Raw genomic sequence first — 23,277 nt, 5'->3', positions numbered from 1 at the left:
GTCCTCCTGAAGCCGGGAGCCGGGGACCGCCTGAAGCCGCGAGTCCGGGCCTACTTCTCCGGCGCGTCCGGCCACACCCCGATGTGGTCCTGCTCCAGCTCCAGCATCACCCGGTGCTCCATCCCCAGGGCCTCCGTGTAGTCGGCCGGCAGCTGCAGCCGCCCCGCCCGGTCGAGCATCGCGTACTCCCGCGCCACCTGGGACTCCTGCCCCGTCGCCGCGTCCACCTCGGTGCGCCGCAGCACCTCGGACGACGTACGGCCGTCGCGGATCGCGACCGTGCGGCGCACCTCGCTCGCCACCGCCTGGTCGTGGGTGACGATGACGATCGTCGTGCCGAGCTCCTCGTTGGCACGCCGGAACGCGGCGAACACCTGCTCGCCGGTCGCGGAGTCCAGCTCACCGGTCGGTTCGTCGGCGAGCAGCACCGACGGGTTGTTGGCCAGGGCCACCGCGATCGCCACCCGCTGCTGCTGGCCGCCGGACATCTGGGCGGGACGGCGGTCGCGGCAGTCCGCGACCTCCAGCATCTCCAGCAACGACTCGGCCCGCGCGGCCCGTTCGCGGTTCCGGCCGCCGCCCCGCAGCTGCATGGGGAGCGTGATGTTCTGTACGGCGGTCAGGTACGACAGCAGATTGCGGGAGGTCTGCTGCCAGACGAACCCGACGACGTCGCGGCGGTAGCGCAGCCGCTCCTTCTGCCCCATTGCCAGCAGGTCGCAGCCCGCCACCTTCGCCGACCCGGCCGTGGGGACGTCCAGGCCCGCCAGGATGTTCATCAGGGTCGACTTCCCGCTGCCCGAGGCGCCGACCAGAGCCATCAGCTCGCCCTCCGTGACCAGCAGATCGAGCCCTTGGAGCGCCTGCACCTCCACGCCGTCCGTGGAGAAGATGCGCACCAGCCGGTCGCAGGCGATCAGGGCGTCGTGCCCGTACGAAGGCCGGTCACGGCGGGCCGCCGCCCGTTGTTCGAGTTCCGCCAGGGTGGTCTCTGTCGACGATGTCACCGGGTGTCTCCTGCCCTGAGTTCCTTGATCGAGCCACGACGGCTCGCCCACCACGCCTGGACTCCTGCCACGGCGGCGGCGAGGACGACCACGCCGGCCGCCGGGAGAGCCAGTGACAGGAGGTCGGCCCGCAGCGATGCGGTGTGAGGCGTCGAGGGGTCGCCGCCGGCCAGTGCCAGCACGCCCAGATCGACGCCCGGTGCCAGCAGGGCGATGGTCGCCCAGCCGACGAGGAGCCCGCCGAACGCCGCCAGCAGCGCCTGCGGCATCGCCTCGAAGGCGAGCAGCCGCCTCCCCTGCCGCGTCGTGAGCCCCATGGTGCGCAGCCGGGCCAGGAGCGTGGTGCGCTCCGGGGCGGTCTGCAGCAGGGAGAGGCCCACGGCGAGCAGCGCGTATCCGGCTCCCGCCGCGACCGCGGCCCCGTAGATCCGTTCGGCGCCCGACTGCATCGGGGTGTCCACGAACCTCTCGCGCTCCGCCGACCGCAGCCGCACCCCGTACTCCGGCCCCTCGTCACGGGCGGCGGCCGTCAGCCGGCGCCCGTCGAGCGAGGAACCGGTGATCAGCAGGGTCGTGGGATCCGGCTGGGCGAGCCGCTTCGCGTCGACGATCAGGAACTCGGAACCGCTCACGGCGGAGGTGCGCGTCAGCACCCCGGCGACCCGCACCCTGATGTCGCCCGCCTGCGACCGGATGGTGTGCGGCCGCTCACCGAGCCGTTCACCGAGCGCGGGCGAGACGAGCGCGGGAAGCACCTCGTCCTGCCCCGCTCCGCCTTCCAGCGTGGCCCCGGGGAAGGCCGGCAGCCCGGTGCCGCGCGCCAGTCGCGCGTACGACTCCGGTTCGACGCCCAGCAGCGTCGCGCGCTTCGTGTCCGACCTGACGTCCGGGCCGGCCGCCAGCGGGGTCCCGTACTCGATGCGTACGGGGGTGACGTCCTGGACGCCGTCCACCGCCCGCACCTCACGGACGAAGCCCTCGGAGAGGGCGGAGAGCCCGCCCTCCGCGCTGATCCGGGCGTCCGCGCCGACGGCCCGCAGCGACGCCTCGTCACGGGCGTCAGCGACCCCCGCGAGCACCGAACCGCCGAACGCGGCGGTGGTCAGCGCGATCAGCAGGGCCAGCAGGGGCAGCGTGCCGCTCGACGATGCCCTGCCCGCGCGGGCCAGCGACAGGAAGCCGACCGCTCCGCGCAGCCGCGCCACCGGGCGGGCCGCAAGGCGCAGCGGGAGCGGATACAGCCGTACGAGTACGAGCGCGGCGATCAGCCCCACCAGGACGGGCGCGGCACTGACCAGCAGATCGGCGCCCGAGCCCGTCGACGTGCCACGGCGGCGCAGCGCCGCGACGGCGCCGGCCGCCAGGACGAGCAGCGTGAGTTCGGCCACCGTACGGCGGCGGCTGGGCCTGGCGTCCACCACGTCGTCGCGGGCGCCGTGCAGCAGCGGCCTGCGGTGGCGCAGGGTCGTACGGAGCGGCAGCACCAGGCAGACGAGCGACGCGACGGCGGCCGCGCCCGCCACGGCGGGCAGCAACCGGGCCTCGCGGACGAGGAGGACGGCGAGCAGCAGCCCGAGAGCGGCAGCGGGCAGCACGGCCACCGCCGTCTCGGCGAGCAGCCGCCCGCCGATGCCCCGCAGCGAGCCGCCGCGGGAACGCAGCAGAGCCAGCTCGTGGTGTCGGCGCGCGCCGATCAGCCCGCCCGTCATCAGCAGGACGACGGCGGCCACGGCGCCGATGCCCACGGCCGCGACCGTGACCACGGGGCCGATCGCGGCGCGCATCGCGGTGTAAGCGTCGAGGATCGCGTCCAGGTCCGTGGTGAGCGTCGTGTTGGGCCCGACCAGGGCGCGCAGCTTCAGCAGTGCGGGGCCGTTCTCCAGCCCGGCCACGGCGTCCCGGAGCCGGGGGACGTCGGCCGCGGTGAGTCCGGAGGCATCCGGGGCGAGGCGCCAGTACAGCTCCGGCTCGCCCATCGTGTCGAGCAGCGCAGGCCCGGTGCCGGGTGCCATGAGCAGCGTCCCCGTCCAGTAGAGGACCGGCGTCGGGGAAGCCGGGTCCTGCATCAGGGACGGGGCGCGGTAGAGGGGATCGACCGACCAGTAGCCGCTCTCCGGGTGCAGCGGGGTCACGATGCCGGTGACGCGTACGGTCAGCGGCTTCCCGCCCTGGGTGGGCACCGTGAGCGTGGAGCCCGGCTTCATCCTCAGTTCTTTCGCGGTCTCCTCGGTGACGGCCGCCTCCACCTCGCCGGTCGCGGCGGTCACCTCGCCGTGGGAGGCGGGCCAGCGCCCGGCGGCCAGCTCGCTGTGCTCGCCGAGCGCCGACGGGACGGCGTAGTGGAGCTGGGGAGGCATCGCGTTGGGACGGGGCAGCCAGGCCTCCTCCGCGACGATCGGCTTCGTGGTGTGCACACCGTAGGAGGAGAGCGGCAGATCGGCCCGCACGGGGTCGGGAAGCCGCTTCACCAGCGCCCGGTCGATCCCGGCCAGGGCCTTCTCCCGCATGGCCTGCTCCCGCACCGGACGCGGCGCGGCGAGCGAAGGCGGCGGTGTGGCCACTTCGAGCACGCTCTGCCCGGGCTCCGCCGTCGTGACGTCATGGCGCAGCGCCTTCGTCTCGTACGCGTCCACGGAACGCGGGAACGCGGCGGCGAGGAAGGCGGTCAGGCACACCAGGACCGCGAGGGCGGCTGAGATACCGGGGGCGGTGCGCAGCCGCGTACGCACCCAGGGGGCACAGGCGGCCGGGATCTTGGCGGCGTTCATGTCAGTTGTCCCCCTGGTGGCGCAGCGACACCGCGGGATCGGCGCGCCGCAGTGTGATCGCGGCGACGGTCAGCAGCGGCACCGCGGCGACCGACGCGAGCAGGACCGCGACCTGTCCGGCCGGCAGCAGCACCAGCACGTCCGGCACGGGCCTCGCGGCCTGCCCGGTCAGCACGACGAGCGGTACGACGGCCCTGGTGAGCACGGCCCCGAGGGCCAGCCCGATCAGCAGGGCGAGGGCGATCAGAACGCCCTGTTCGGCGGCGACGGTCTTGGCCAGCCGGCGCCGGGGCGTACCCAGCGCCCGCAACACGGCGAACTCCGCGGCCCGTTCACGCTGTGAGCCCACGAGTCCGACGGCGAATCCGACCGCCGCCAGCGCGGCCGCCACCACGGCGACGGCCAGCAGCGCGGACTGCGGCCCAGCTCCCAGCGGGTCGTCCGCCAGCTCCCGCGCCACCTCGTCACGCACCCGCACCTGCGCCGGATCGGTGCCGGGCAGCGCGCGCAGCTCCGCGGCCACCTCCGCGCCGTCGCCCGGTGCGGTGCTCAGCCACCACTCGGTGGGCGCCAGGGTGGCACCCGCCCGGTGGGCGAGCACCTCCGACACCGCCTTCAGATCCAGCAGCAGGCCCCCGCCCGGCTTCGTGGACGACTCCTCCGAGGCCCCCTCGGGCAGACCGGCGGACGCCCCGGGGCCGGTGGTCGGGAGCTGCCGCACCGACTTCACCAGCTTCACCCGGACCGTGTTGCCCGCCAGCGTGAGGTCGACCTCCTGCCCCGGCTTGGCCCCCGCGTACGTCAGATACGCATCGGTGGCCACCGCCTTCAGCGCGGGGGCCGCGGGACGGTCGGCGGTGATCCGGAGGGTGTTCACCGGGGCGCCGTAGAAGCCACCGTCGGGGCGCGTGTAGCCGGTCCCGTATCGGAAGGCCGGTGACACGCCGGAGCCCGTCACCGCCTCGGGCGCCTCTCCGGCCTGCTCCTCCCCTGCCGCGGCCATGGTCACCCCCGCCTGCCACCGAACTCCGTCGGAGCCGGAGACCGGCTGCTCGCCGCCCTCCGTGGTGAGCGCCCTGAGCCCGGTCACGGCGGCCAGGCGCTCCTCGGAGCGGCTCTCGGGTACGTCGCTGTCCAGCTCGAAGCCGGTCACCGCCAGCTCTCCGGCGGCGGACACCGGGAACGACACGCTGTGCGCGCGGCCGTCCACCGGTACGGTCCCCGCCCCGATCCGGTACCCGATGCCGTAACGGTCCTCCAGCAGCACGCTCACCATCGCCGTCGAGGAGGACGGGGACCTGCCGCCGGGCGCCGAGGTGTCACGGATCCGCAGATCGAACAGCACCCGCTCACTGCCCTCGGGCAGGACCACTCCGGCCCGCGCGGTCCTGGGCGGTGCGATCGCGTCGAACAGCTCCTGTGACGACGCGCCGGACAGGTCCTCGCGCATCAGCATCCCCTCGTCCGCGTGCGCGGTGTCCAGGGCGAGGATCTCGGCCGTCCGGCCGCCGGAGAGATCGGCCGTCGTACGGAAGGCCGGAGCCGCCTCCCGTACGCCCGGAAGACCCGTGTACGCGGCGGCCTTCGCGGGGTCGCCCGAGAGCGTGCCCACCACGCGGACCGAGGCGCCCGACCTGAAGTCCGCCTGGTCATCCTGGGAACGGTCCCAGGACGTGCTCTGGCCGATGGCCAGCATGCCCATTGCGACCGACAGGACCAGCAGCAGCACCGGGCCGGCGCCCCGGAGCGGTCGACGGCTGAACTGCCAGCCCGCCAGGGCCCCGGACAGCCCCCGGCCACCCGCCGCACGGCGCTCCGCGAGCCGGGCCGCGGGCGGCAGCAGACGCAGAGTCAGGACCGTGCCCGCGAGCAGGGCCAGTGCGGGGGCGGCGACCAGCAGCGGATCGATGCCCAGCTCACCCTCCCGGTCGCCGCTCAGCGCACCGCTCCCGGACGCCCCGGTCTGCCGGTCCAGCTGCCAGTACGCCACCCCCGCGATCAGCAGCAGCCCGATGTCGGCGCCGGCCCGCACCGGGCCGGGCAGCGCCGCGGCCCGGGAGCCACGGCGGCCCCCCGCGCCCGACGTGAGGGCGGGCGCGACCACGGCGAGCGCGCACGCCAGCGCGACGGCGCCCGCCACCAGCCAGACCGTGCCGTCCGCCCCGACGTCGAGCCGCAGCCCGATCCTGCCCAGCTCGCTCCGGGCCGCGAGCAGCCGGGTCAGCGGACCGGCGAGCAGTGGCGCCACGACCGCGGCGGGCACCGCGAGCAGCAGCGCCTCGACCGCGGCCAGTGAGGCGATCCGGCCCCTGGAACCGCCCCGCGCCCGCAGCAGTTCGGTCTCGCCGCCACGCTCGCTGCTCAGCAGCCTGGCCACGAGCAGCAGGGCGTAACCGGCGAGCAGGACCAGCTGCACCGCGACGATCATGATCGTGGAGCGGGACACCAACAGCGCCCGGTCGATCTGGCCGATGACGGTCGGCAGCGAGGTCCGCACGGTGGCCTCGCCCCCGAAGACCGGGGAGGCGGACAGCGCCTTGGGCCCGTCCGCCGACGCCCGGCGCAGCGCATCGGTCCGGCCGGTGGTCACCGTACGGAAGTCGGCGGCGGCCAGCCAGGACACCGGGCCTGCGCTGACCCGGCCGGAAGCGAGCACGGCGGGGTCGGCGAGCAGGGGACCGTACGTGGTGAAGACGACCTTGCGGGCTCCGCGCCCGCCGAGCGGGTCCAGCTGCCAGTACGGGTCGTTCAGGTCGGACGCCTCGTACAGGCCGGTGATCTCGACCGGCAGCGACGTCTCCTTCAGCCGGTCGGTGAGGTTGAGGCGGGAACCCGGCTTCAGCTTCAGCGCCTCGGCGGCGGCGCGGGGCAGCGCGACCTGCACGCGTCCCTTCCCGTCCCCCGCCCCGGCGACCGGCAGACGCCCCGCGGTGAGACGGATCCGGCTGCGGTCGAGCGAGGCGAGATGCGTCAGATCGGGCTCGTCGCGCCGTGCGGCGGGCGCCTGGAGACCGTCCGGCAGCGCGTACGACCCCGAACTCTCCAGCTTCCGTACGGTCACCGGCAGCCCGTCGAACGTGTCGCGGGCGGCCCGGCGCACCGCGGCGTCGGCCTCGTCCCGCTGCTCGCGGTCCACATCGGCGGAGACGAGGAGCGAGGCCTGCGCGGCGGAACGGTGGGTGAGCGTGTGCCGCAGGGCGGCATCGCCCATGGAACCGGAGAACGCGGTGAGCGCGGCCAGCACACACGTGGTGAGCAGCACGGCCAGGACCGCGGCGGCGAGCAGGAGCCGGTGCGCGCGCACCCGCAGAAGGACGAACCCCGTCACCTGATCCCCCGAACCCTCAGCAGCCGCACGCCTCGCACGCCCCCCGGCGTGTACCGGATGCTTTCAGAGTGCACCGGCTCCTGGAAACCGCTTGTGGGTGCACCTTGATGCGATCGTGACCGTTATGCGGCTCTGGAGTACCGGATTCCGCACATGGTTCAGCCCGCGGTATTGACCATCGAGGCGGCCGCGTAGGTGAGGTACTCCCACAACTGCCGCTCCTGCTCCGGGGGGAGACCGAGCTCGTCGAGGGCCACCCGCATGTGACCGAGCCAGGCGTCGTGCGCCGCCCGGTCCACCTGGAACGGGGCGTGCCGCATCCGCAGCCGGGGGTGCCCCCGCTGGTCGCTGTAGGTGCGGGGGCCGCCCCAGTACTGCATGAGGAACAGCGTGAACCGTTCCTCCGCGGGGCCCAGATCCGCCTCCGGGTACATCGGTCGCAGCAGCGGGTCGTCAGCGACGCCCTGGTAGAAGCGGTGGACCAGGCGTCGGAAGGTCTCCTCGCCGCCGACCTGCTCGTAGAAGGTCTGCTCCTGAAGCGTGTCGCGCGGAATCTCTGTCACCCGTCCATCGTCGCAGACACAGCGGCCGAGGTCAGGAGTCCTAGGACTCCTGACCCCGGCCGGCTCCGGTGGTTCAGTCGCGGCGGACCGTGATCGTCGTCCAGGCCCCCACGTGCACCTGGTCACCGTCGTGGAGCGGGACGGGGACATAGGGCTGGATCGGGTCCTCGGCGCCGTTGAGCGTGGTGCCGTTGGTGGAGTTCTGGTCGACGACGGCCCAGGTGCCGTCCGGCTGCTGCACCAGCACGGCGTGCTGGTGCGAGACGCCCGGGTCCTCCGGCGGCACGGCGAGATCGATGTCGGGGGACTCGCCGGTGCTGTGCCGGCGGCGGCCGATGGTGATCTGGCTGCCGGTGAGCGGAAGGTGCTGCTCCGGGGAGTACGCGGGCAGGTTCAGCCCGGTCGCCTCGGGGCCGCTGCGCTGCATCATCGCCAGGAAGTAGTCACGGTCCGGGCCGATGACGGCCTTCCAGCTGACCGTTCCCTGATCCAGGCCGCCCTGGGCGGGACCCTGGCCGGGGAACTGCTGCTGCGGCGAATGAGGCGCCCGGGGTGCCTGCGGCGTCTGCGGGCCCTGCTGGAAGGCCTGCGGATGCTGTTGCTGCTGGGAGGGCGGCGGCAGCATCCAGTCGTCGTCACCACCGGGCTGCGGCGCCTGCGGGGGCTGGGGCGCGGGCGGCGCGGACTGCTGCTGGAACGACGGCGGGGGAGGCGGCCCCTGCCGCTGAGGCTCGAACGGCGAGGGCGGACCACCCTGCTGACCGGGACCCTGCTGACCGGGACCCTGCGGGCCCTGCCCCTGCCGGCCACCCTGGCCGGGGCCCTGCGGACCGGGGCCGCCCTGCTGCCCGGGGACCTGCTGGCCCGGCCGGCCCTGGGGCTCGAACGGGGACGGAGGGCTCTGCTGCTCGAACGGCGAAGCGGATCCCTGCTGGCCGGGCCCCTGGGAGCCCGGGCCCTGCGAGCCGGGCCCCTGCTGACCAGAACCCTGCGGGCCGGAGCCCTGCTGACCAGGACCCTGCCCCTGCGACTCGAACGGGGACGGCGACTGCTGCTGGAACGACGGCGGAGGCGGCGGCCCCTGCTGGAAGGAGGGCGGGGGCGGAGGCGGACCAGGGCGGCCCCCCTGCTCGGGCGCGGCAGGGCGGCTGCCCTGGTCGGGCGCGAGCGGTTCGGCCGGCCGGTTCATCTGCGAAGGCCGGGAACCCTGGTACTCGAACGGGTCCCGCTGCTGCTGCGACGGCGGGCCCTGCTGTGACTGGAAGCCGGGCGGCAGATTCAGACCCGGCGCCGGGCCACCCGCGCCGCCCTGCGGGGCCAGCGGCGTGTACGACGTCGCCGTGTTCGTGAGGAAGTTCCAGCGGCACTCCTCGCAGTACGGCGCCATCGCCTCGCGCGGGGTGCGGCACTGCGGGCAGAGCTCGGCCTGTGCGGTCGGCTCCCCGGTGCCGGACACCGGGGGATAGCCGTACCCGGGTGCGGGCGGCGGGGGAGGCGGCGGCGGGACAGCGCCCGAGGGCGCGCCCGTCCCGGCCATGCGGTGTCCGCAGACCTCGCACCAGTCCTCGGAACCCGACTGGTGTCCGTTCGGGCAGGTCGGCATGTCGGCGCTTCCCCCTCTCCTCGTCCGGCCCGGAGGCCGCCATGCTGTCGGTGCGCCGTCCGGTCGGCCGGGGCGGCTCTCCGTACGGTCGTTCACTGTCGTCCGTGTCTCTATTTCTTGACGCGAACTGTCTTGGTCGAGCGCGTTTCGAGTGTCATCTCGTCCGCTTCCGCGACCCTCGCTTTCAGTCGCACAGTACCGGTCGCCGCATCGACGACGTCGACCACCTTCGAAAGCAGTTTCGCAGTATCCGCGTTTCCGGAGTACGACGCGAGCTGCACCGCACGGCCCAGTTTGGCCGTCGCGCCGTCGAAGTCGCCCGATTTACGCGCATCAAGTCCCTGCTGGATGACTTGTGCCAGTTCCGCCTGTCCTGTGTAGTGCGCCACCTGGGGGTTGATCGAGGTGGAAGCGACCATGTCGTCCGTCCACACGGCCCGGACGAGTCCCTGGGAGAGCGTCTGCGGGGTTCCACCGCCGGCCGGAGGCGGCAGGATCAGCGAGACCCGGGCCGCCAGCATCTCCTGGCCGATCCCGGCCTCCGGAACCCTGACGCACACGTGGTAGTCCCGGGACTCGTCACCCCAGGAACCGGTCGGGTAGTCGCCCGCGCGCGGTCCCGCCCCGGTGCGGCGGTCGCTCAGATCGGCGACGGCGGGAGCCACCTGCTTGACGAAGACGATCTCCACACCGACGGGCGTCCAGAGCCGCAACGCCACGTCCGCGACCTCCTTGCCCATCGCGTTCTCCATCATCTGTGTGAAGTCCGCGGCCAGCCCCGCAGGGTCGGCGACGATGTCCGCCGTGCCGAGCAGGGCGGAGGCGATCGCTGTGACCTCTTTCACCTCCCAGTCGGTGCCCACACCTCTCGCGTCACACGTGAACCGGCCCGCACAGGAATCCAGAGCCGCCCGCAGATCCTCCGGTGACTCGTGCTCGTTGCGTCCGTCGGTGAGGAGGATGCCGTGCCGGATGTCCGCCTCGGCGGCCCCGAGCAGCCGGTCGGCCAGCCGTAGCCAGGTGCCGATCGCGGTACCACCGCCCGCGCTCAGCCGGCGCAGGGCCTCCTTCGCCTGAGCCTTGGTCCCCGGATCGGCCGTCGCCAGCTGCCCGTTGCCCGGGTACACGTCCTCGGCCACGTGCGTCCCCGCGACCACGGCGAACCGTGTGCCGTCCCGCAGGGTGTCGATGGCCGCCGCCGTCGCGTCGCGGGCGTTGCGCATCTTGGTCGGCGGGTAGTCCATCGAGCCCGAGCAGTCGACCATGAGCACCACGGCGGCGCCCGGCGCCCGCCCCGGGAGGCGCCCGGCTGCCGGAACACCGTCGGTCAGCGGCACACCGCCGGTCGTTCCCCCGCCCGTGGACGTGACGGTGACGATCGCGTTGACTTCGCGGCCGCCCTCGGGGAGGTATTCGTTCTGGTACACCTCGACGGAGAACTGCGGCACGCTGGACTTGGAGAAGTTGGCCATCTGATCGGCTCCTCGATGCTCCACGTATGTCGGACGAAGACAGGTGGGCGGACAGAGTTCAGGGCGTAGGACGCGGGCGCGGGGCGCGGGGCGCGGGGCACGGAGCGCGGGACGGGCAGGGCGCGGGACAGGACGGTCCGCCGGCCGGCGGACCGCGAGCGGCTCAGGCCGATCCTGCCCCCGGCGCCGCCACGGCGAACGGCAGCAGCGCCACTGTTACGTTGTCGTGGCCCCCGCCGTCGAGGGCATGACCGACCAGCACCTGGGCGCCGTGCAGAGGCCGTTCGTACGCGTCCGCCGGCACGGCCGCGGCCATCTCCGCCGCCGCCTCCGCGTAGTTCCACAGGCCGTCGGTGCACACCACCACCAGGCCGGGCCGGTCGGGCTTGAACGACGCGGTGTGCGGCTCCAGTTCGTACGCGTCGGCACCGAGCCAGCCCGTGATGGCGTGGGCGCGCTCGTCGGCGTACGCCTCCGCCTCGTTCATCAGGCCGGTCGCCACCATCTGCGCCGCCCAGGAGTCGTCCTCCGTGAGCCGGGCCGGCGGCTGGGAGCGGTCCTCGGGGACCCAGTAGACACGGCTGTCGCCGACCCAGCCGACGATCAGCAGACCGCCCGCCATGATCGCGCCGACCAGGGTGCAGGCCGGGGCGTTCTGATGGCGGTGCTGGTCGTGCTCCATCGCCTGACCGGGGTCCTGGGCCAGGGCGTTGACGGCCTCGGACGCGGCCAGGATCGCCTCGTGCATCGCCTGCTGCGCGTGCGTGCCGCGCGGCAGCGACTCCAGCAGCGACTCGTTGGCGGCGCTCGCCGCCGCGGCCGACGCCTCGTCGGGGCGGCTCGCCGACGAGACGCCGTCGCACACGATGGCGACGACGGCCGGTGAGCCGTCCGGCAGCGCGGTGGAGGACACCGCGAACGCGTCCTCGTTGCGGTGGTGGCGCAGACCCCGGTCGCTGACCGCGGCCACCGAGCCGAGCTCCTGCTCCATGTGGTCGCGCTCACGGGGCTGGGCGTGACCGCAGTTCTCGCAGTAACCGTCGGTGTCCACACGGCCCGAGCGGCAGGCCACACAGACCTTGGCACCGGACGCCGCCCCGCCGGCGGCGGCGTGCTCCGCGGTGCGGGGGTCGGGGGCGGCCAGTTCGAAGTCGCCGGCGGCACCGGCCCGGGCGGCCCCCTCCGGGGCGTCCGGCTCGTCGTAGCGGACCGACGCCGCCTCCCCGGCGGCCAGGGGCTTGCCGCCCGAGTCCACACCCGGCAGATCGGCCGGGCGGTGCGTGGGCGCCGGCAGGTCCGAGCTGTCCGTCTCGGAGGCGGGGGGCCACTCCACCGGACCGCCGCCGGCAGGCGCCCCCGGGCCATGCCCGGGCACCGTGATGGCGACCGTCGGGCGGTCGGCGGGCGGCGCCGGCACGGCCGAGAGGTCGTACCCGCACACCCCGCAGAACAGGTCGCCCGGCTCCAGCGGTTCCTCGCAGCTGGGGCACCCCGGCAAGGAGGCCTGCTGGTGGCTCTCTGACATCTTCACACCCAGGTCCGGGGGCGGAAACGGTTGGCCCGCTCCACCAGTTCGATCCTCTCGTCGCCCCGCTGCGCGAGCCGGGCGAGCATCCGGTACGAGCGTTCCAGGCCGAACCTGAGGCCCCGCTCGTCCAGCTCACTGCCGAGCACCGTCCTCGGCCCCGCGGCTGCGGGGGAGGGCGGAGCCGACGGCTGAGCCGTGGGACTACCGGAGAGTACCCAGTCGAGCGCCGTGCCGAGTACCTCGGTCGACAACTGCTCACGTCTCACCGCGTCCAGGCCGTAGTCCCGCAGCGCGGTCACCTGGTCCGCGGCGGCCGACAGATCGTCGATCAGCGGCTCGTGCGGGGCGCGTTCACGGAGCCGGGCCCGCACCGCGGCGACCCGGGCCGCCGTGTAGTGGATCGACGACTCGGGCACGGACTCCAGGGTGCGCACCGCCGCGGGCCGGTCCCCGGCGGCGATCTGCACCCGGGCCAGACCGAACGCCGAGCTGACGAAGCTCGGGTCCGTCGCCCACACCAGGCGGTAGTACTCCGCGGCGTTGTCCAGCTGCCCCAGCACCTCCGCGCAGACACCCAGCGCGAGCTTCGGCGCGGGCTCGCCGGGGAAGGCGTCGTAGACCGCGTCGAAGGACAGCGCGGCGTTCTCGTTGTCACCGGTCACCAGCGAGGTGATCCCGCGGTACCAGACCACCCGCCAGTCGTCCTGGTGCTGGGCCTCCACCGCCGTCAGCGCCCGTACCGCGGAGTCGAGCTCACTCATCTCCAGGCGGGCGCGGAGCTCCCGCAGCCGGGTCTCGAGCGAGGCCGCCGGCACGGAGTGCAGGGCGGAGATCAGCTCTGCGGGCGCCGACGTCATCACCCCGGCGAGGAAACCGGCGTTGGGGTCGTTCGGGTCGACCCGGGGCACGGGCAGGGCCAGCGAGGTCGCCCGCGCGTCGAACGCGGCGAGCCGGGGGGCGGCACCCGGGAACACGGCCGGGAGCGCACCGGGTCCCTGGACCGGCGCGCGAGGAGCCGGAACAACCGCCGGGGGCTGCGCGTACGCCGGCGCGCTCCCCGCCGCGCCACCGCCCCGGACGTGGGTGTCGGGCGCGTGCAGCGGAGCGGCGCCGGGCGGTGCGCCCTGCGGGGCGGGGGCGACGGGCGGGGCGGGGGCGACGGGCGGGGCGGCCGTCAGGGACGGGGCCGGGAGCGTGGCTGCCGCCACCGCGCGTCGGCGTCCGAGGCGTCCCGCGCCGCCGGAGGGGCCCGTCCGGGCGCCGAGCCGCGACACCTCACCGGCCGGCTCCGCGAACAACGCCGTGTCCGTCACGCGCATCTCCGTGCCGAAGAGGGTCGAGAGCGCCGGGCGCGGGCGCCCCGTCTGCAGGGCGACCACCTCCCGCAGCACACCCGTCAGCTGCTCCGCCATCTCCGCGGCCGAGGAGAACCGCCGGGCCGGATCCGGGTCCGTGGCCCGCACGAGCAGCCGGTAGAACGACTCGTACCTCCGGAACACCTCGATGTTGTCCGGGTCGGGGAGCGAGTCCACGAAGACGTTCGTGTACCCCTGGAAGTCGAAGGTCAGCACCGCGAGGGTCCGCGCGACCGTGTAGAGGTCGGAGGCGACGGACGGGCCGACCTCGGCCACCTCGGGCGCCTGGTAGCCGACGGTGCCGTAGATGGCCGACTCGTCGTCGTCCATCCTGCGCACCGCGCCCATGTCGATGAGCTTGAGCTGGTCCTCGGTCTGGATCGCGTTGTCGACCTTGAAGTCGCAGTACAGCACGTTGCGGCTGTGCAGGTGGCCGAGCGCCTCCAGCGCCTCGATGCCGTACGCGCAGGCCTGCTCCACCGGCAGCGGGTCCCGCTTCCCGGCCGGTGTGCGGCGTTCGTTGGCGATCTCCTTGAGCGACTTCCCGCCGACGTACTCCATGACGATGTAGCCGTCCAGCGAACCGGTGCGCTGGTCCAGGTGTTCCACGAAGTTGTAGATGCGGACGATGTTGGAGTGCTCGATCTCCGCGAGGAAGCGGCGCTCGGAGATGGCCGCCGCCATGGCGTCCTGGTCCCCGGTGTCCAGGAGGCCCTTGAGAACCACCCAGCGGTCGGAGACCGCCCTGTCCACCGCGAGATAGACCCAGCCGAGCCCGCCGTGCGCCAGGCAGCCCGCCACCTCGTACTGCCCGTGCACGATGTCACCACCGCGCAGCTTGGGCACGAAGGAGTAGGGGTGACCGCACTTGGTGCAGAACCCCTCGGTACGGCCCGGCCGCTCCCCACGGGCCCGGCCCACCGGCGCACCGCAGTCGGAGCGCGAGCAGAACCGCTTCCGCTCGGGGACCTCGGGGTTCTCCATCACCGCCGTGTGCGGGTCGGGCCGCGGCACGTCGGGCACGAGCACCAGGCCCGCGCCCAGCCGGCCGCGCCCGGAGGAGGAACCCGTAGAGGCGCCCGAGGAGCGCACCGAGACCGAGCGGGACGTGGCGCTGCCGGACAGGGAGCGGGAGAGCCTCCCGGACACCGAGCGCCGGGAGGTCGACGAGCGGGACGAGGAGCGCGCGGACGCCTGCGAACCGGTCCGCTGCGAGGTGCTGCCGCTTCCCCGGCCGCCCGCCGCCCTGCCGCCGCCCGCGATGCCGGTGGGCGGTGAACTCACCATGCCCGTCGGCGACACGACGGGCGCGAGGCCGCAGGTGTCGCAGTACAGCTCGCCGCCGCCCATGTCCTCGTAGCTGCCCTCGCACGTGGGGCGCTGGCACTGCGTACTCATGATGTCTCCCCCTGTCCGTCGTACTCGACCCGACGGCGCGGTGTCAGCAGATCGGTGGCGGCCTGCTGGTAGCGCAGCACCGCCTGTTCGGCGACGCGCAGATCGCACGGGGCGCTCCACAGCATCCGGCGGGCCGCGTCGTACCGCTCGATCAGGAACGGGTCCTCGGCCAGGCCGTGCCGGGCCACCTTCGCCCTGTACGCGTCGAGCCTGCCGCGCAGCTCCGCACGGACGGCGAGCGGTGCCGTGACGGACGTCAGCGACTCCCGGGCGCGCAGCAGTTCGTCCTCGGCCTCCCGCTCCAGCGAGTCCAGCAGCGGCGACAGCCGGTTCCACTGGGCGTGCCTGCGGTATTCGGAGGCGGCGGCCAGCCGCTCCTGCAGAGCGGTCGGCGGACCGCTGACGGCGGGCACCTCGGAGGCGGCGATCTTCGCCAGCACCTCGCCGCGCGCCAACCGGGCTTCGGTGAGCGTACGGCTCGCGCGCGACAGCAGGTCACGCACCTGGATCAGGCGCTGCTCGGCGCCCTGCCGGACCGCCAGCACCGCTTCGATCTCCCGGCGCACGTCCTCCAGGGCGAGGGCCGCGCGGTCGTAGCGCGTGGTGTCGGGCCGCCCTCCGCCGGGCGCGGCACTGCCGGGGCCCGGCACCCAGAACGCCAGTGGATCCGAGATCACCTGCTTGCGCAGCGTGGCCAGCTCCTCGGCGATCGACTCCAGGTCGTCACCGGCCGGATGCTCCCCGGGCCGCACCCCGACGGAGTGCGCCAGCGAGCCGGTGCGGCGCAGCTCGGCGGCCAGCATGTCTATCCGGGCGGGCAGCGCCGACCATACGGAGTCCGACGCGAGGACCATGTCCAGCGCCTGGGAGTACAGGTCGTTCATCCGGGCGACCAACTCCTCCAGCGTGAACCGCTCGGAGAGCCGGGCCGGACCGGTGAGCGAGGCGCCGGGGCCGGCCGCTCCCTGGTTCGCCACGGTCACACCGTCGCCGCGCAGCAGTTCGGTCAGGGCCACCAGGTCGCTCCTGCCGGGGTAGCGGCGCCTGCCCCGGATCTCACGGGCCGAGGCCAGCGCCCCGGTGTAGGCGTCGAAGTACCGCCAGAGCAGCGTGATCGACCGCTTGGTGGAGCTCCAGCGCTCCTTGGTGACACCGGCCAGGGTGGCGCCCTCCAGGAGCCTGCGGCCGGCGTGTTCCTCCAGAGCGAGGAGCGAGGTCTCGATGGCCTCGTGCTCCGCGCCGAGCCGGGCCAGCGCACGGTCCACCCCGTCCCGGTCCATGACCGGGCCGGGGGGCCTCCCCGCGAAACCGGGGAAGGATCCCGCCACGCCCATCGATAACCTCTCCGTTCCGGCCGCCGGACCCCAGGGCCCGGACAGGTTCAGTTGCTGCGGTACTTGGGTGCCGGGGGGCCCTTGATGCCGGGCAGTCCCTCCTCCAGCCAGGTGCGGTACGACGTCATCCAGCGGCTCTGCGCCCCGCCCTGGCGGTACTCGGCCAGGACCTGGTTGACCCGGGCCACCAGGTCGTCGGCGCCGAGCTTCGCGGCCACGCCGTAGTACTCGGTGGTGAACGGCTTGTCGCCCTTGAGCTCCACGGCGGGGTCCTGGGCCGCCTGGCCGGCCGCCAGCGCGTTGTCCGTGACCACCGCGTCGACCTCGCCGAGCTGCAGCCGCACCAGGCAGTCGAGCTGGTTGGGGACGGTCAGCTGGTCCTCGTCCAGCTCGGTGCCGTCGTGCTCGTCCTCGAAGACCGCGCCGAAGGACTTCTCGTTCAGCGCGTCGAACGCCGTCGAGCCCTCCGCCGTGCAGACCCGCTTGCCCTTGAGCGACTCGTCGTAGCCGGTGATCGTCGACTTCCTGGGCGCCAGGACCTGCTGGCCCGCCTGGAAGTAGGCCGTGGAGAACGCTACCTGCTCGGCGCGCTTGCAGTTGATCGTCATCGTGCGCACGACGACGTCGACCTTGTCGTTCTCCAGTGCGTCGATGCGCTGGTTGGTGGGGATGGCACGGAAGATCACCGCGTCGCGGTCGCCGAGGATGTTCTCCGCGATGGCCCGCACCAGGTCGATGTCGAAGCCTTCGAGCGTGCCGGACTCGGCCTCCGGGTTCCGGTAGCCCCACTGGAAGCTGTTCTGGTCGACACCCGCTATCAGCTTGCCGCGCTTCTTGATCTTCTCGATGGTCGGGCCGTCGGCGCTCGACGCCGGCAGACTCGCCTCCGGGTCCTCGCACTCCTCGGCCTTCGTGGGCACCGCGGAGGTGGCGCCCTGCCCCGTGTGCAGCCCGCCCAGCGTCCCCTCGCCGTGCGCCAGCGGCAGCAGGGTGAGCGAGGCCGTGACCGCACAGGCCACCGCCATGCCCGTCACACCGCCCCAGCCGCGCAGTCTGCTCCGTGCGGCCCAGCCCTTCGGCCTGGTCATCGCTCGTCCCCTCACCGGTACTCCGAGAGCCTGCGGTTGACCCCGACGATCGCGGCGACCGCACCCAGCACGGCGAGGACGGCTGCCCCGGCCGGCAGCCCGCCCAGGGCCCCGCGGCCGTCCTCGGCCGCCGCGTCGAACTGGTCCTGTTCATGGGCGAGGGCCGTCTCCAGCGCGTCGTCGACCTTCTCGAACGACTCACCCGTGGAGTTCTCCGGGTCGATGATCTGCAGCAGCGCGCTGTCGTAATCACCCTGGTCGTCCGTCGCCCTGGCCTTCTTGTGGCGGTCCTGCCACTCGGACACACTGCTGATGGCGGCCTCCACCGGCTCACTCCCCCCGGAGTCGTCGCCGGCGAGCTTCTCCGCGCTCTCGAGCTGTGTGCCGAGTGCTTTCATGCCCGTGCTGTAGTCGGTCTCGTACTTGTCCGTGCCGTCCGCGGTCAGGACGGCGCCCCGGGCGACCAGCGTGAGGTTCTCGTTGGCCCGCGCCTTCAGCGAGTTGATCCTGGCCTTGTTGAGGACGTCGAGTGACTGCTGCCCGTTCGCCATCGCGCTGTGCAGCTCCGCCCTGGCCACCGTGTGCCCCACGGCCAGCCACAGCAGCACCACCGTGGCAGCGGCCGTCGCCGCGAGCAGACCGTGGTTGAAGACGCGGTTCGTCCTGCGGTAGTTGCGCCGCTGCATCCACACCAGCGCGGCCAGCGCCAGGGCCCCGGTGGCCAGCGAGAGGAAGGGCCAACGCCGGGCGTCGGCCGAGTCGGTGGTCAGCCGGCCGGTCTCCGCCGCGTACAGCCGCTCGGCCGCCGGGAGGATCTCGTTCGTCATCTTCTGGTTGGCGTACCGGAGATAGGCGCCGCCGAGCGGCAGCCCCTGCCGGTTGTTCGCACGCGCCCGCTCGATCAGCCCCGTGTACTCGGGGAGCAGCTCGCCCAGCGTGGTGATCTCCCGGTGCGAGGAGGTCGAGGCGTCGGTGCTCGCCGCGGCCTGCACCAGCAGCCGGGAGGCCTCCTTGATGTCCGCGTCGTACTGCGCGAGCACGTCCTTGGGCTCCTGGGCCCCCGCCAGGAAACCGCTCGCGGCCATCGTGTCCGCGTCGGCCAGCGAACGGTAGATGCTCGCGGCGGCCGCGCTCAACGGCTGACTGCGTGTCACCACGTCGTCGGCGGACGAGGCACGTCCGGAGATCTCCGTGACGGTCACCGCACCGAACACCACGACCAGCAGGGCCAGTACGGCACCGAAGATCTGCAGCCTGCCCGGCTCGGTCGTCGCCGCGGCGCGCAGCCGGTCGACGGCCACGGACGGGGCACCACGGCGCTGCGCGGGTACGGTCACGGGCGCGGACGGCGCATCCGGCCCGGGCTCCCGCAGTGCGGCCCGGCTCGGCGGGTATGTCACGTGACCTCCCCCTCGGTCATGACGACGGCCCGGGCCCCCCGGCCGATCGGGGGACGACTCGTCCTGGCCAGAAGTATGGCCCCAGGGGCCGCAGTCCACCAGGAATGCCCGGATCGCGCCCCCGCCCCCGTATTCGATCAGGGCGAGCGCGAGCGATCAAGGCAATCGGCCGGTCGGGCCCCTGAGCAGACTGATCTCCCCACCATGAACACGTTCGGGACAGCAGATCGGTTCCCGTACGAGAGGGGCGCCCCGCGCGGCACAGCCACGGGACGCCCGGCGGGCCGACTCTCAGACGTACCGCGCCCGCAGCCTGTCGTACGCCTCGGGGGCGGCCCCCGTGCGGTCCAGGCCCAGCAGTCCGGCACCCAGGACCGGCGGAGCGGAGACGACCCTGACCACCGCCTTCGGCGCGCGGACCGCGAGGAGTTCACCGATCCGGTCGTCCAGAGCGGGGTGCCGGGCCGCGAGCACGCTGCCGCCCAGCACCACAGGGACCTCTTCCTCCAGCAGGCCGAGCCGGGCCAGCGATACGGCGGCCATCGCCACCACCTCGTCGCCGAGGCGCTCCACGAGACCGCGCGCGATCCGGTCGCCGGCAGCCCCGGTGGCGAACAGCACCGGGGTCAGCTCGTGACGGCGGGCGTACGGGATGTGCCCCAGGTGCAGCGCCTCGATCAGGGCGTACATCGAGTCGAGCCCGAAGTGGCCGGGCAGCGTCCGGGCCAGCTCGGTCGGCTCGCCGCGGCCGTCCTCGGCCCTCGCCGCGAACCACAGCGCCTCCTCGGCCATCCCCGAACCGCCGCCCCAGTCACCGGAGAGGCGGCCGATCGCGGGGAAGCGCGCGGTCGCCCCGTCCGGCCGCATGCCGACGCAGTTGATTCCCGCGCCGCACACCACGGCCACGCCGCAGGGCTCGTCGACCCCCGCGCGCAGTATCGCGAAGGTGTCGTTGCGCACCTCCACGGTTCCGCCCCAGCCGCGGGCTTCCAGCGCCTCCGCCAACTCCCGTTCCTCCACGGGGAGGTCGGCGTTGGCGAGGCAGGCCGACACATGGTCGACGCCGACGGCCCCGGCCTGCGCGAGTGCGGCCCCGACCGCCTCCGCCAGCACGTCGACGGCCGTGCCGATGCCGACGGCCGGCGGCTGGAAGCCACCCGCGCGCCCGGTGCCGAGGACGGCCCCGTCGGCGCCGATCACCGCCACGTCGGTCTTGCTGTTGCCCGCGTCGATCGCGAGCACATGTGCGGTCAGGCCCACGCCAGGTGCTCCCGGTTGTGCGCGATCAGCTTGTCGGTGAGCGCCTCGGCGTACTCGAACTGGCCGATCAGCGGGTGGGCCATCAGCGCCTTGAACACCCGGTCACGGCCACCGCGCAGCGCGGCGTCCAGCGCCAGGTCCTCGTACGCGGTGACGTGGCCGATCAGCCCGGCGAACAGCGGGTCCAGCGTGGGCACCGAGAGCGGCGTCGCGCCACTGCCGTCCACCCGGGCCTGCACCTCGATCACCGCGTCGTCCGGCAGGGAGGGCAGCGTTCCCTTGTTGTACGTGTTGACCACCTGCACCGCGGAGCCGCCCCCGCCGAGCAGCGCGGACGCCAGGTCGACGGCCGCCTCGGAGTAGAAGGCGCCGCCCCGCTTGCCCAGCAGCGCGGGCTTCTCGTCGAGGGCCGGGTCGCCGTACATCTCCAGGAGTTCCTTCTCCATCGCGGCGACCTCGGCCGCGCGGGACGGCTTCGTGCCGAGCTCCCGTACGACCTCGTCGTGCGCGTAGAAGTACCGCAGGTAGTACGACGGGACCACTCCGAGGCGGTCGACGATCTGCCGGGGCATGCGCAGGTCGCCGGCGATCGCGTCACCGTGCTCCGCGAGGAGCCTCGGCAGGACGTCCTCGCCGTCCGGGCCGCCCAGGCGCACCCCGAGCTCCCACGTCAGGTGGTTGAGCCCGACATGGTCGAGGTGGACCTCGCCCGGCGTCACGTCGAGCAGCGCGGCGAACTTCCGCTGGAAGCCGATCGCCACGTTGCACAGGCCGACGGCCTTGTGCCCGGCCTGGAGCAGGGCCCGGGTGACGATCCCGACCGGGTTGGTGAAGTCGATGATCCAGGCGTCGGGGTTGGTGCGGCGTACCCGCTCGGCGATGTCGAGGACGACCGGGACGGTGCGCAGCGCCTTGGCGAGACCGCCCGCCCCGGTGGTCTCCTGGCCGACGCAGCCGCATTCGAGCGGCCACGTCTCGTCCTGGTTGCGGGCGGCCTGCCCGCCGACGCGGAGCTGGAGCAGCACGGCGTCCGCGCCGGCGACCCCGGCGTCCAGGTCGGAGGTGGTGACGATCCGGCCCGGGTGGCCCTGCTTGGCGAATATCCGCCGCGCCAGACCACCGACCAGCTCCAGCCGGTCGGCCGCCGGGTCGACGAGCACGAGCTCCTCGACCGGCAGGGTGTCCCGCAGCCGCGCGAAACCGTCGATCAGTTCGGGGGTGTAGGTGGACCCGCCGCCCACTACTGCGAGCTTCATGCTTCTAGCCCTTTACTCCGGTGAGGGTGACGCCTTCGACGAAGGCCTTCTGTGCGAAGAAGAACACGATGATGACCGGCGCCATGACGAGCAGGGTCGCGGCCATCGTCAGGTTCCAGTTGACCGCGTGGGCGCTCTTGAAGGACTCCAGGCCGTAGCTCAGGGTCCAGGCGCCCGGGTTCTGCGCGGCGTAGATCTGCGGTCCGAAGTAGTCGTTCCAGCAGTAGAAGAACTGGAAGAGAGCGATGGCCGCGATGCCCGGCTTGGCCATCGGCACGACGATCTTGAGCAGCGTGCGGAACTCGCCGCACCCGTCGACCTTCGCCGACTCGATGTACTCCTGCGGAATGGTGAGCAGGAACTGCCGCAGCAGGAAGATCGAGTAGGCGTCGCCGAACGCCATGGGGATGATCAGCGGCCACAGCGAGCCCGACAGGTGGAACTGCTGCGCCCACACCAGGTACATCGGGATGATGATGACCTGCGGCGGAAGCATCATCGTGGAGATGACGAGGATCATCGCCGTACGCCGGCCGCGGAAGCGGAACTTGGCCAGCGCGTAGGCGACCGGCACCGACGAGCACACGGTGAACACGGTGCCCACGAGCGCGTACATCAGCGAGTTGCGCCACCAGCCGAGGAAGCCCGGGGTGTGGAAGACCGTCGAGTAGTTCGACCAGTTCCAGGAGTCGGGCCACAGCTCCCCGCTCATCGCCTGGTCGTCGCTCATCACCGAGGTGAGGAGGACGAAGACGAACGGCAGGACGAAGAACAGGGCGAGCGCGACGGCCACGGAGTGGACGGCGATCCAGTTCAGGACGCGCTTGCGCCGGTGCCTTGCCGCGTCCCGGTCGCTCGGCCGGCTCGGTGCGGCGGTGTCCGGCCTGGTCAGGGTGGGGCTGGTCAGGGTCATCTCAGTCCTCCGCCGGGATGAGGCCGACGCTCTTGCGCATCAGCAGAAGGGTGACGGCCATGGCGATGGCGAAGAGCACGAGCGAGAGGACGCACGCGGCACCGGTGTTGAAGTTCTGGAAGCCCATCGAGTAGACGAGCTGAGGAACCGTCAGGGTGGAGTGGTCCGGATAGCCGGGCTGAATCACGGTGCCGGGGCCGATGGAGACGCCGGAGGCGAGCTTCCCCGCGACGAGGGCCTGCGTGTAGTACTGCATCGTCTGCACGACGCCCGTGACGACGGCGAACAGCACGATCGGCGTGATGGCGGGCCAGGTGACGTAGCGGAACTTCGCCCAGGACCCCGCGCCGTCCAGGTCGGCGGCCTCGTACTGCTCCTTCGGCACGTCCAGCAGCGAGGCCATGAAGATGACCATCAGGTCGCCGATGCCCCACAGGGAGAGCAGCACCAGCGAGGGCTTCGACCAGTTCGGGTCGTTGAACCAGCTCGGGCCGTGCAGGCCGATCCACGAGAGGATCTCGTTGACCGGTCCGGTGGACGGGTTGAGCAGGAAGACGAAGGCGACGGTGGCGGCGACCGGCGGTGCCAGGTACGGGATGTAGAAGGCCGTGCGGAACAGCCCGACCCCCGTCTTGATCTTCGTGATCAGCAGGCCGACACCGAGGCCGAACACCACCCGCAGCGCGACCATCACCACGACCAGCCACAGCGTGTTCCACAGGGCGGGCCCGAACAGCGGCATCTGCTCCAGCACGTACCGCCAGTTGCGCAGCCCGACGAACGTCGGCGCCTTGATCTGGTTGTAGTGCATGAACGAGAAGTAGACGGTCGCGATCAGCGGATAGCCGAAGAAGACCGAGAAGCCGACCAGCCAGGGCGAGAGGAACCCCAGGGTGCGCAGCCGCTCGCGGTTCCGCTTGCGCCGCAGAGGGGAGTTGCGGGGGGCCGGTTCGGTCCCCCGTCCGGCGGACTTCGCCGGGGTGGAGAGGGAAAGTGCCATGACT

At 73.0% G+C, this 23,277-nt stretch carries 15 protein-coding genes; all 15 read right to left on the bottom strand.

The window, feature by feature from the left end; translation table 11 throughout:
• Nucleotides 1-50: 50 nt before the first annotated feature.
• Complete coding sequence (locus AB0P41_RS02885; RefSeq protein WP_356708135.1) at nt 51-1,007, bottom strand: ABC transporter ATP-binding protein; 957 nt, start codon at nt 1,005-1,007, stop codon at nt 51-53.
• Nucleotides 1,004-3,775 (bottom strand): FtsX-like permease family protein, encoded by a 2,772-nt coding sequence (locus AB0P41_RS02880; protein WP_365929653.1) that lies wholly within the window; start codon nt 3,773-3,775, stop codon nt 1,004-1,006. Before AB0P41_RS02880 ends, AB0P41_RS02885 begins: the two co-directional genes overlap by 4 nt.
• A gap of 1 nt (nt 3,776) precedes the next feature.
• Nucleotides 3,777-7,103, bottom strand: a complete 3,327-nt coding sequence (locus tag AB0P41_RS02875) for an FtsX-like permease family protein (protein WP_365929652.1) — start codon at nt 7,101-7,103, stop codon at nt 3,777-3,779.
• A gap of 158 nt (nt 7,104-7,261) precedes the next feature.
• Nucleotides 7,262-7,666 carry a globin gene (locus AB0P41_RS02870; RefSeq protein ID WP_356708129.1) on the bottom strand — a complete coding sequence of 135 codons (405 nt, stop codon included), beginning with the start codon at nt 7,664-7,666 and terminating at the stop codon, nt 7,262-7,264.
• A 73-nt stretch (nt 7,667-7,739) separates the two neighbouring features.
• Nucleotides 7,740-9,269 carry an FHA domain-containing protein gene (locus AB0P41_RS02865; protein ID WP_365929650.1) on the bottom strand — a complete coding sequence of 510 codons (1,530 nt, stop codon included), beginning with the start codon at nt 9,267-9,269 and terminating at the stop codon, nt 7,740-7,742.
• A 110-nt stretch (nt 9,270-9,379) separates the two neighbouring features.
• A complete protein-coding gene (locus AB0P41_RS02860) occupies nt 9,380-10,741 on the bottom strand; it encodes a VWA domain-containing protein (protein ID WP_356716562.1) in 1,362 nt (453 codons plus the stop codon).
• Nucleotides 10,742-10,904: 163 nt separating this feature from the next.
• Entirely contained in the window at nt 10,905-12,266 is a 1,362-nt protein-coding gene (locus AB0P41_RS02855; RefSeq protein WP_365929648.1) for a PP2C family serine/threonine-protein phosphatase, read from the bottom strand.
• A gap of 2 nt (nt 12,267-12,268) precedes the next feature.
• Entirely contained in the window at nt 12,269-15,022 is a 2,754-nt protein-coding gene (locus AB0P41_RS02850) for a tetratricopeptide repeat protein (protein WP_365929646.1), read from the bottom strand.
• Nucleotides 15,019-16,356, bottom strand: a complete 1,338-nt coding sequence (locus tag AB0P41_RS02845; protein ID WP_356716556.1) for a hypothetical protein — start codon at nt 16,354-16,356, stop codon at nt 15,019-15,021. Before AB0P41_RS02845 ends, AB0P41_RS02850 begins: the two co-directional genes overlap by 4 nt.
• 47 nt (nt 16,357-16,403) lie before the next feature.
• The gene (locus AB0P41_RS02840) at nt 16,404-17,444 is read right to left on the bottom strand and encodes a glutamate ABC transporter substrate-binding protein (protein ID WP_356716554.1); all 1,041 of its coding nucleotides are present in this window, start codon (nt 17,442-17,444) and stop codon (nt 16,404-16,406) included.
• An 11-nt stretch (nt 17,445-17,455) separates the two neighbouring features.
• Entirely contained in the window at nt 17,456-18,844 is a 1,389-nt protein-coding gene (locus AB0P41_RS02835; RefSeq protein ID WP_356716552.1) for a hypothetical protein, read from the bottom strand.
• Between the two features lie 291 nt (nt 18,845-19,135).
• Entirely contained in the window at nt 19,136-20,104 is a 969-nt protein-coding gene (locus AB0P41_RS02830) for a BadF/BadG/BcrA/BcrD ATPase family protein (RefSeq protein ID WP_365929644.1), read from the bottom strand.
• On the bottom strand, nt 20,095-21,360 hold the full coding sequence (locus AB0P41_RS02825) for a 6-phospho-beta-glucosidase (protein WP_365929642.1): 1,266 nt from the start codon (nt 21,358-21,360) through the stop codon (nt 20,095-20,097). Before AB0P41_RS02825 ends, AB0P41_RS02830 begins: the two co-directional genes overlap by 10 nt.
• A 4-nt stretch (nt 21,361-21,364) precedes the next feature.
• Nucleotides 21,365-22,267 carry a carbohydrate ABC transporter permease gene (locus tag AB0P41_RS02820; protein ID WP_365929954.1) on the bottom strand — a complete coding sequence of 301 codons (903 nt, stop codon included), beginning with the start codon at nt 22,265-22,267 and terminating at the stop codon, nt 21,365-21,367.
• Nucleotides 22,268-22,274: 7 nt separating this feature from the next.
• Complete coding sequence (locus AB0P41_RS02815; protein WP_365929641.1) at nt 22,275-23,273, bottom strand: sugar ABC transporter permease; 999 nt, start codon at nt 23,271-23,273, stop codon at nt 22,275-22,277.
• Nucleotides 23,274-23,277 lie beyond the last annotated feature (4 nt).

Source organism: Streptomyces sp. NPDC079167, from assembly GCF_040686735.1.
Classification (GTDB): Bacteria; Actinomycetota; Actinomycetes; order Streptomycetales; family Streptomycetaceae; genus Streptomyces.
This window is presented reverse-complemented; position numbering and strand designations above follow the sequence as displayed.

Coding starts and splice junctions, on each gene's coding strand:
- AB0P41_RS02880 (WP_365929653.1), bottom strand. CDS start 3,775: ATGAACGCCGCCAAGATCCCGGCCGCCTGTGCCCCCTGGGTGCGTACG.
- AB0P41_RS02865 (WP_365929650.1), bottom strand. CDS start 9,269: ATGCCGACCTGCCCGAACGGACACCAGTCGGGTTCCGAGGACTGGTGC.
- AB0P41_RS02860 (WP_356716562.1), bottom strand. CDS start 10,741: ATGGCCAACTTCTCCAAGTCCAGCGTGCCGCAGTTCTCCGTCGAGGTG.
- AB0P41_RS02855 (WP_365929648.1), bottom strand. CDS start 12,266: ATGTCAGAGAGCCACCAGCAGGCCTCCTTGCCGGGGTGCCCCAGCTGC.
- AB0P41_RS02850 (WP_365929646.1), bottom strand. CDS start 15,022: ATGAGTACGCAGTGCCAGCGCCCCACGTGCGAGGGCAGCTACGAGGAC.
- AB0P41_RS02845 (WP_356716556.1), bottom strand. CDS start 16,356: ATGGGCGTGGCGGGATCCTTCCCCGGTTTCGCGGGGAGGCCCCCCGGC.
- AB0P41_RS02840 (WP_356716554.1), bottom strand. CDS start 17,444: ATGACCAGGCCGAAGGGCTGGGCCGCACGGAGCAGACTGCGCGGCTGG.
- AB0P41_RS02825 (WP_365929642.1), bottom strand. CDS start 21,360: ATGAAGCTCGCAGTAGTGGGCGGCGGGTCCACCTACACCCCCGAACTG.
- AB0P41_RS02815 (WP_365929641.1), bottom strand. CDS start 23,273: ATGGCACTTTCCCTCTCCACCCCGGCGAAGTCCGCCGGACGGGGGACC.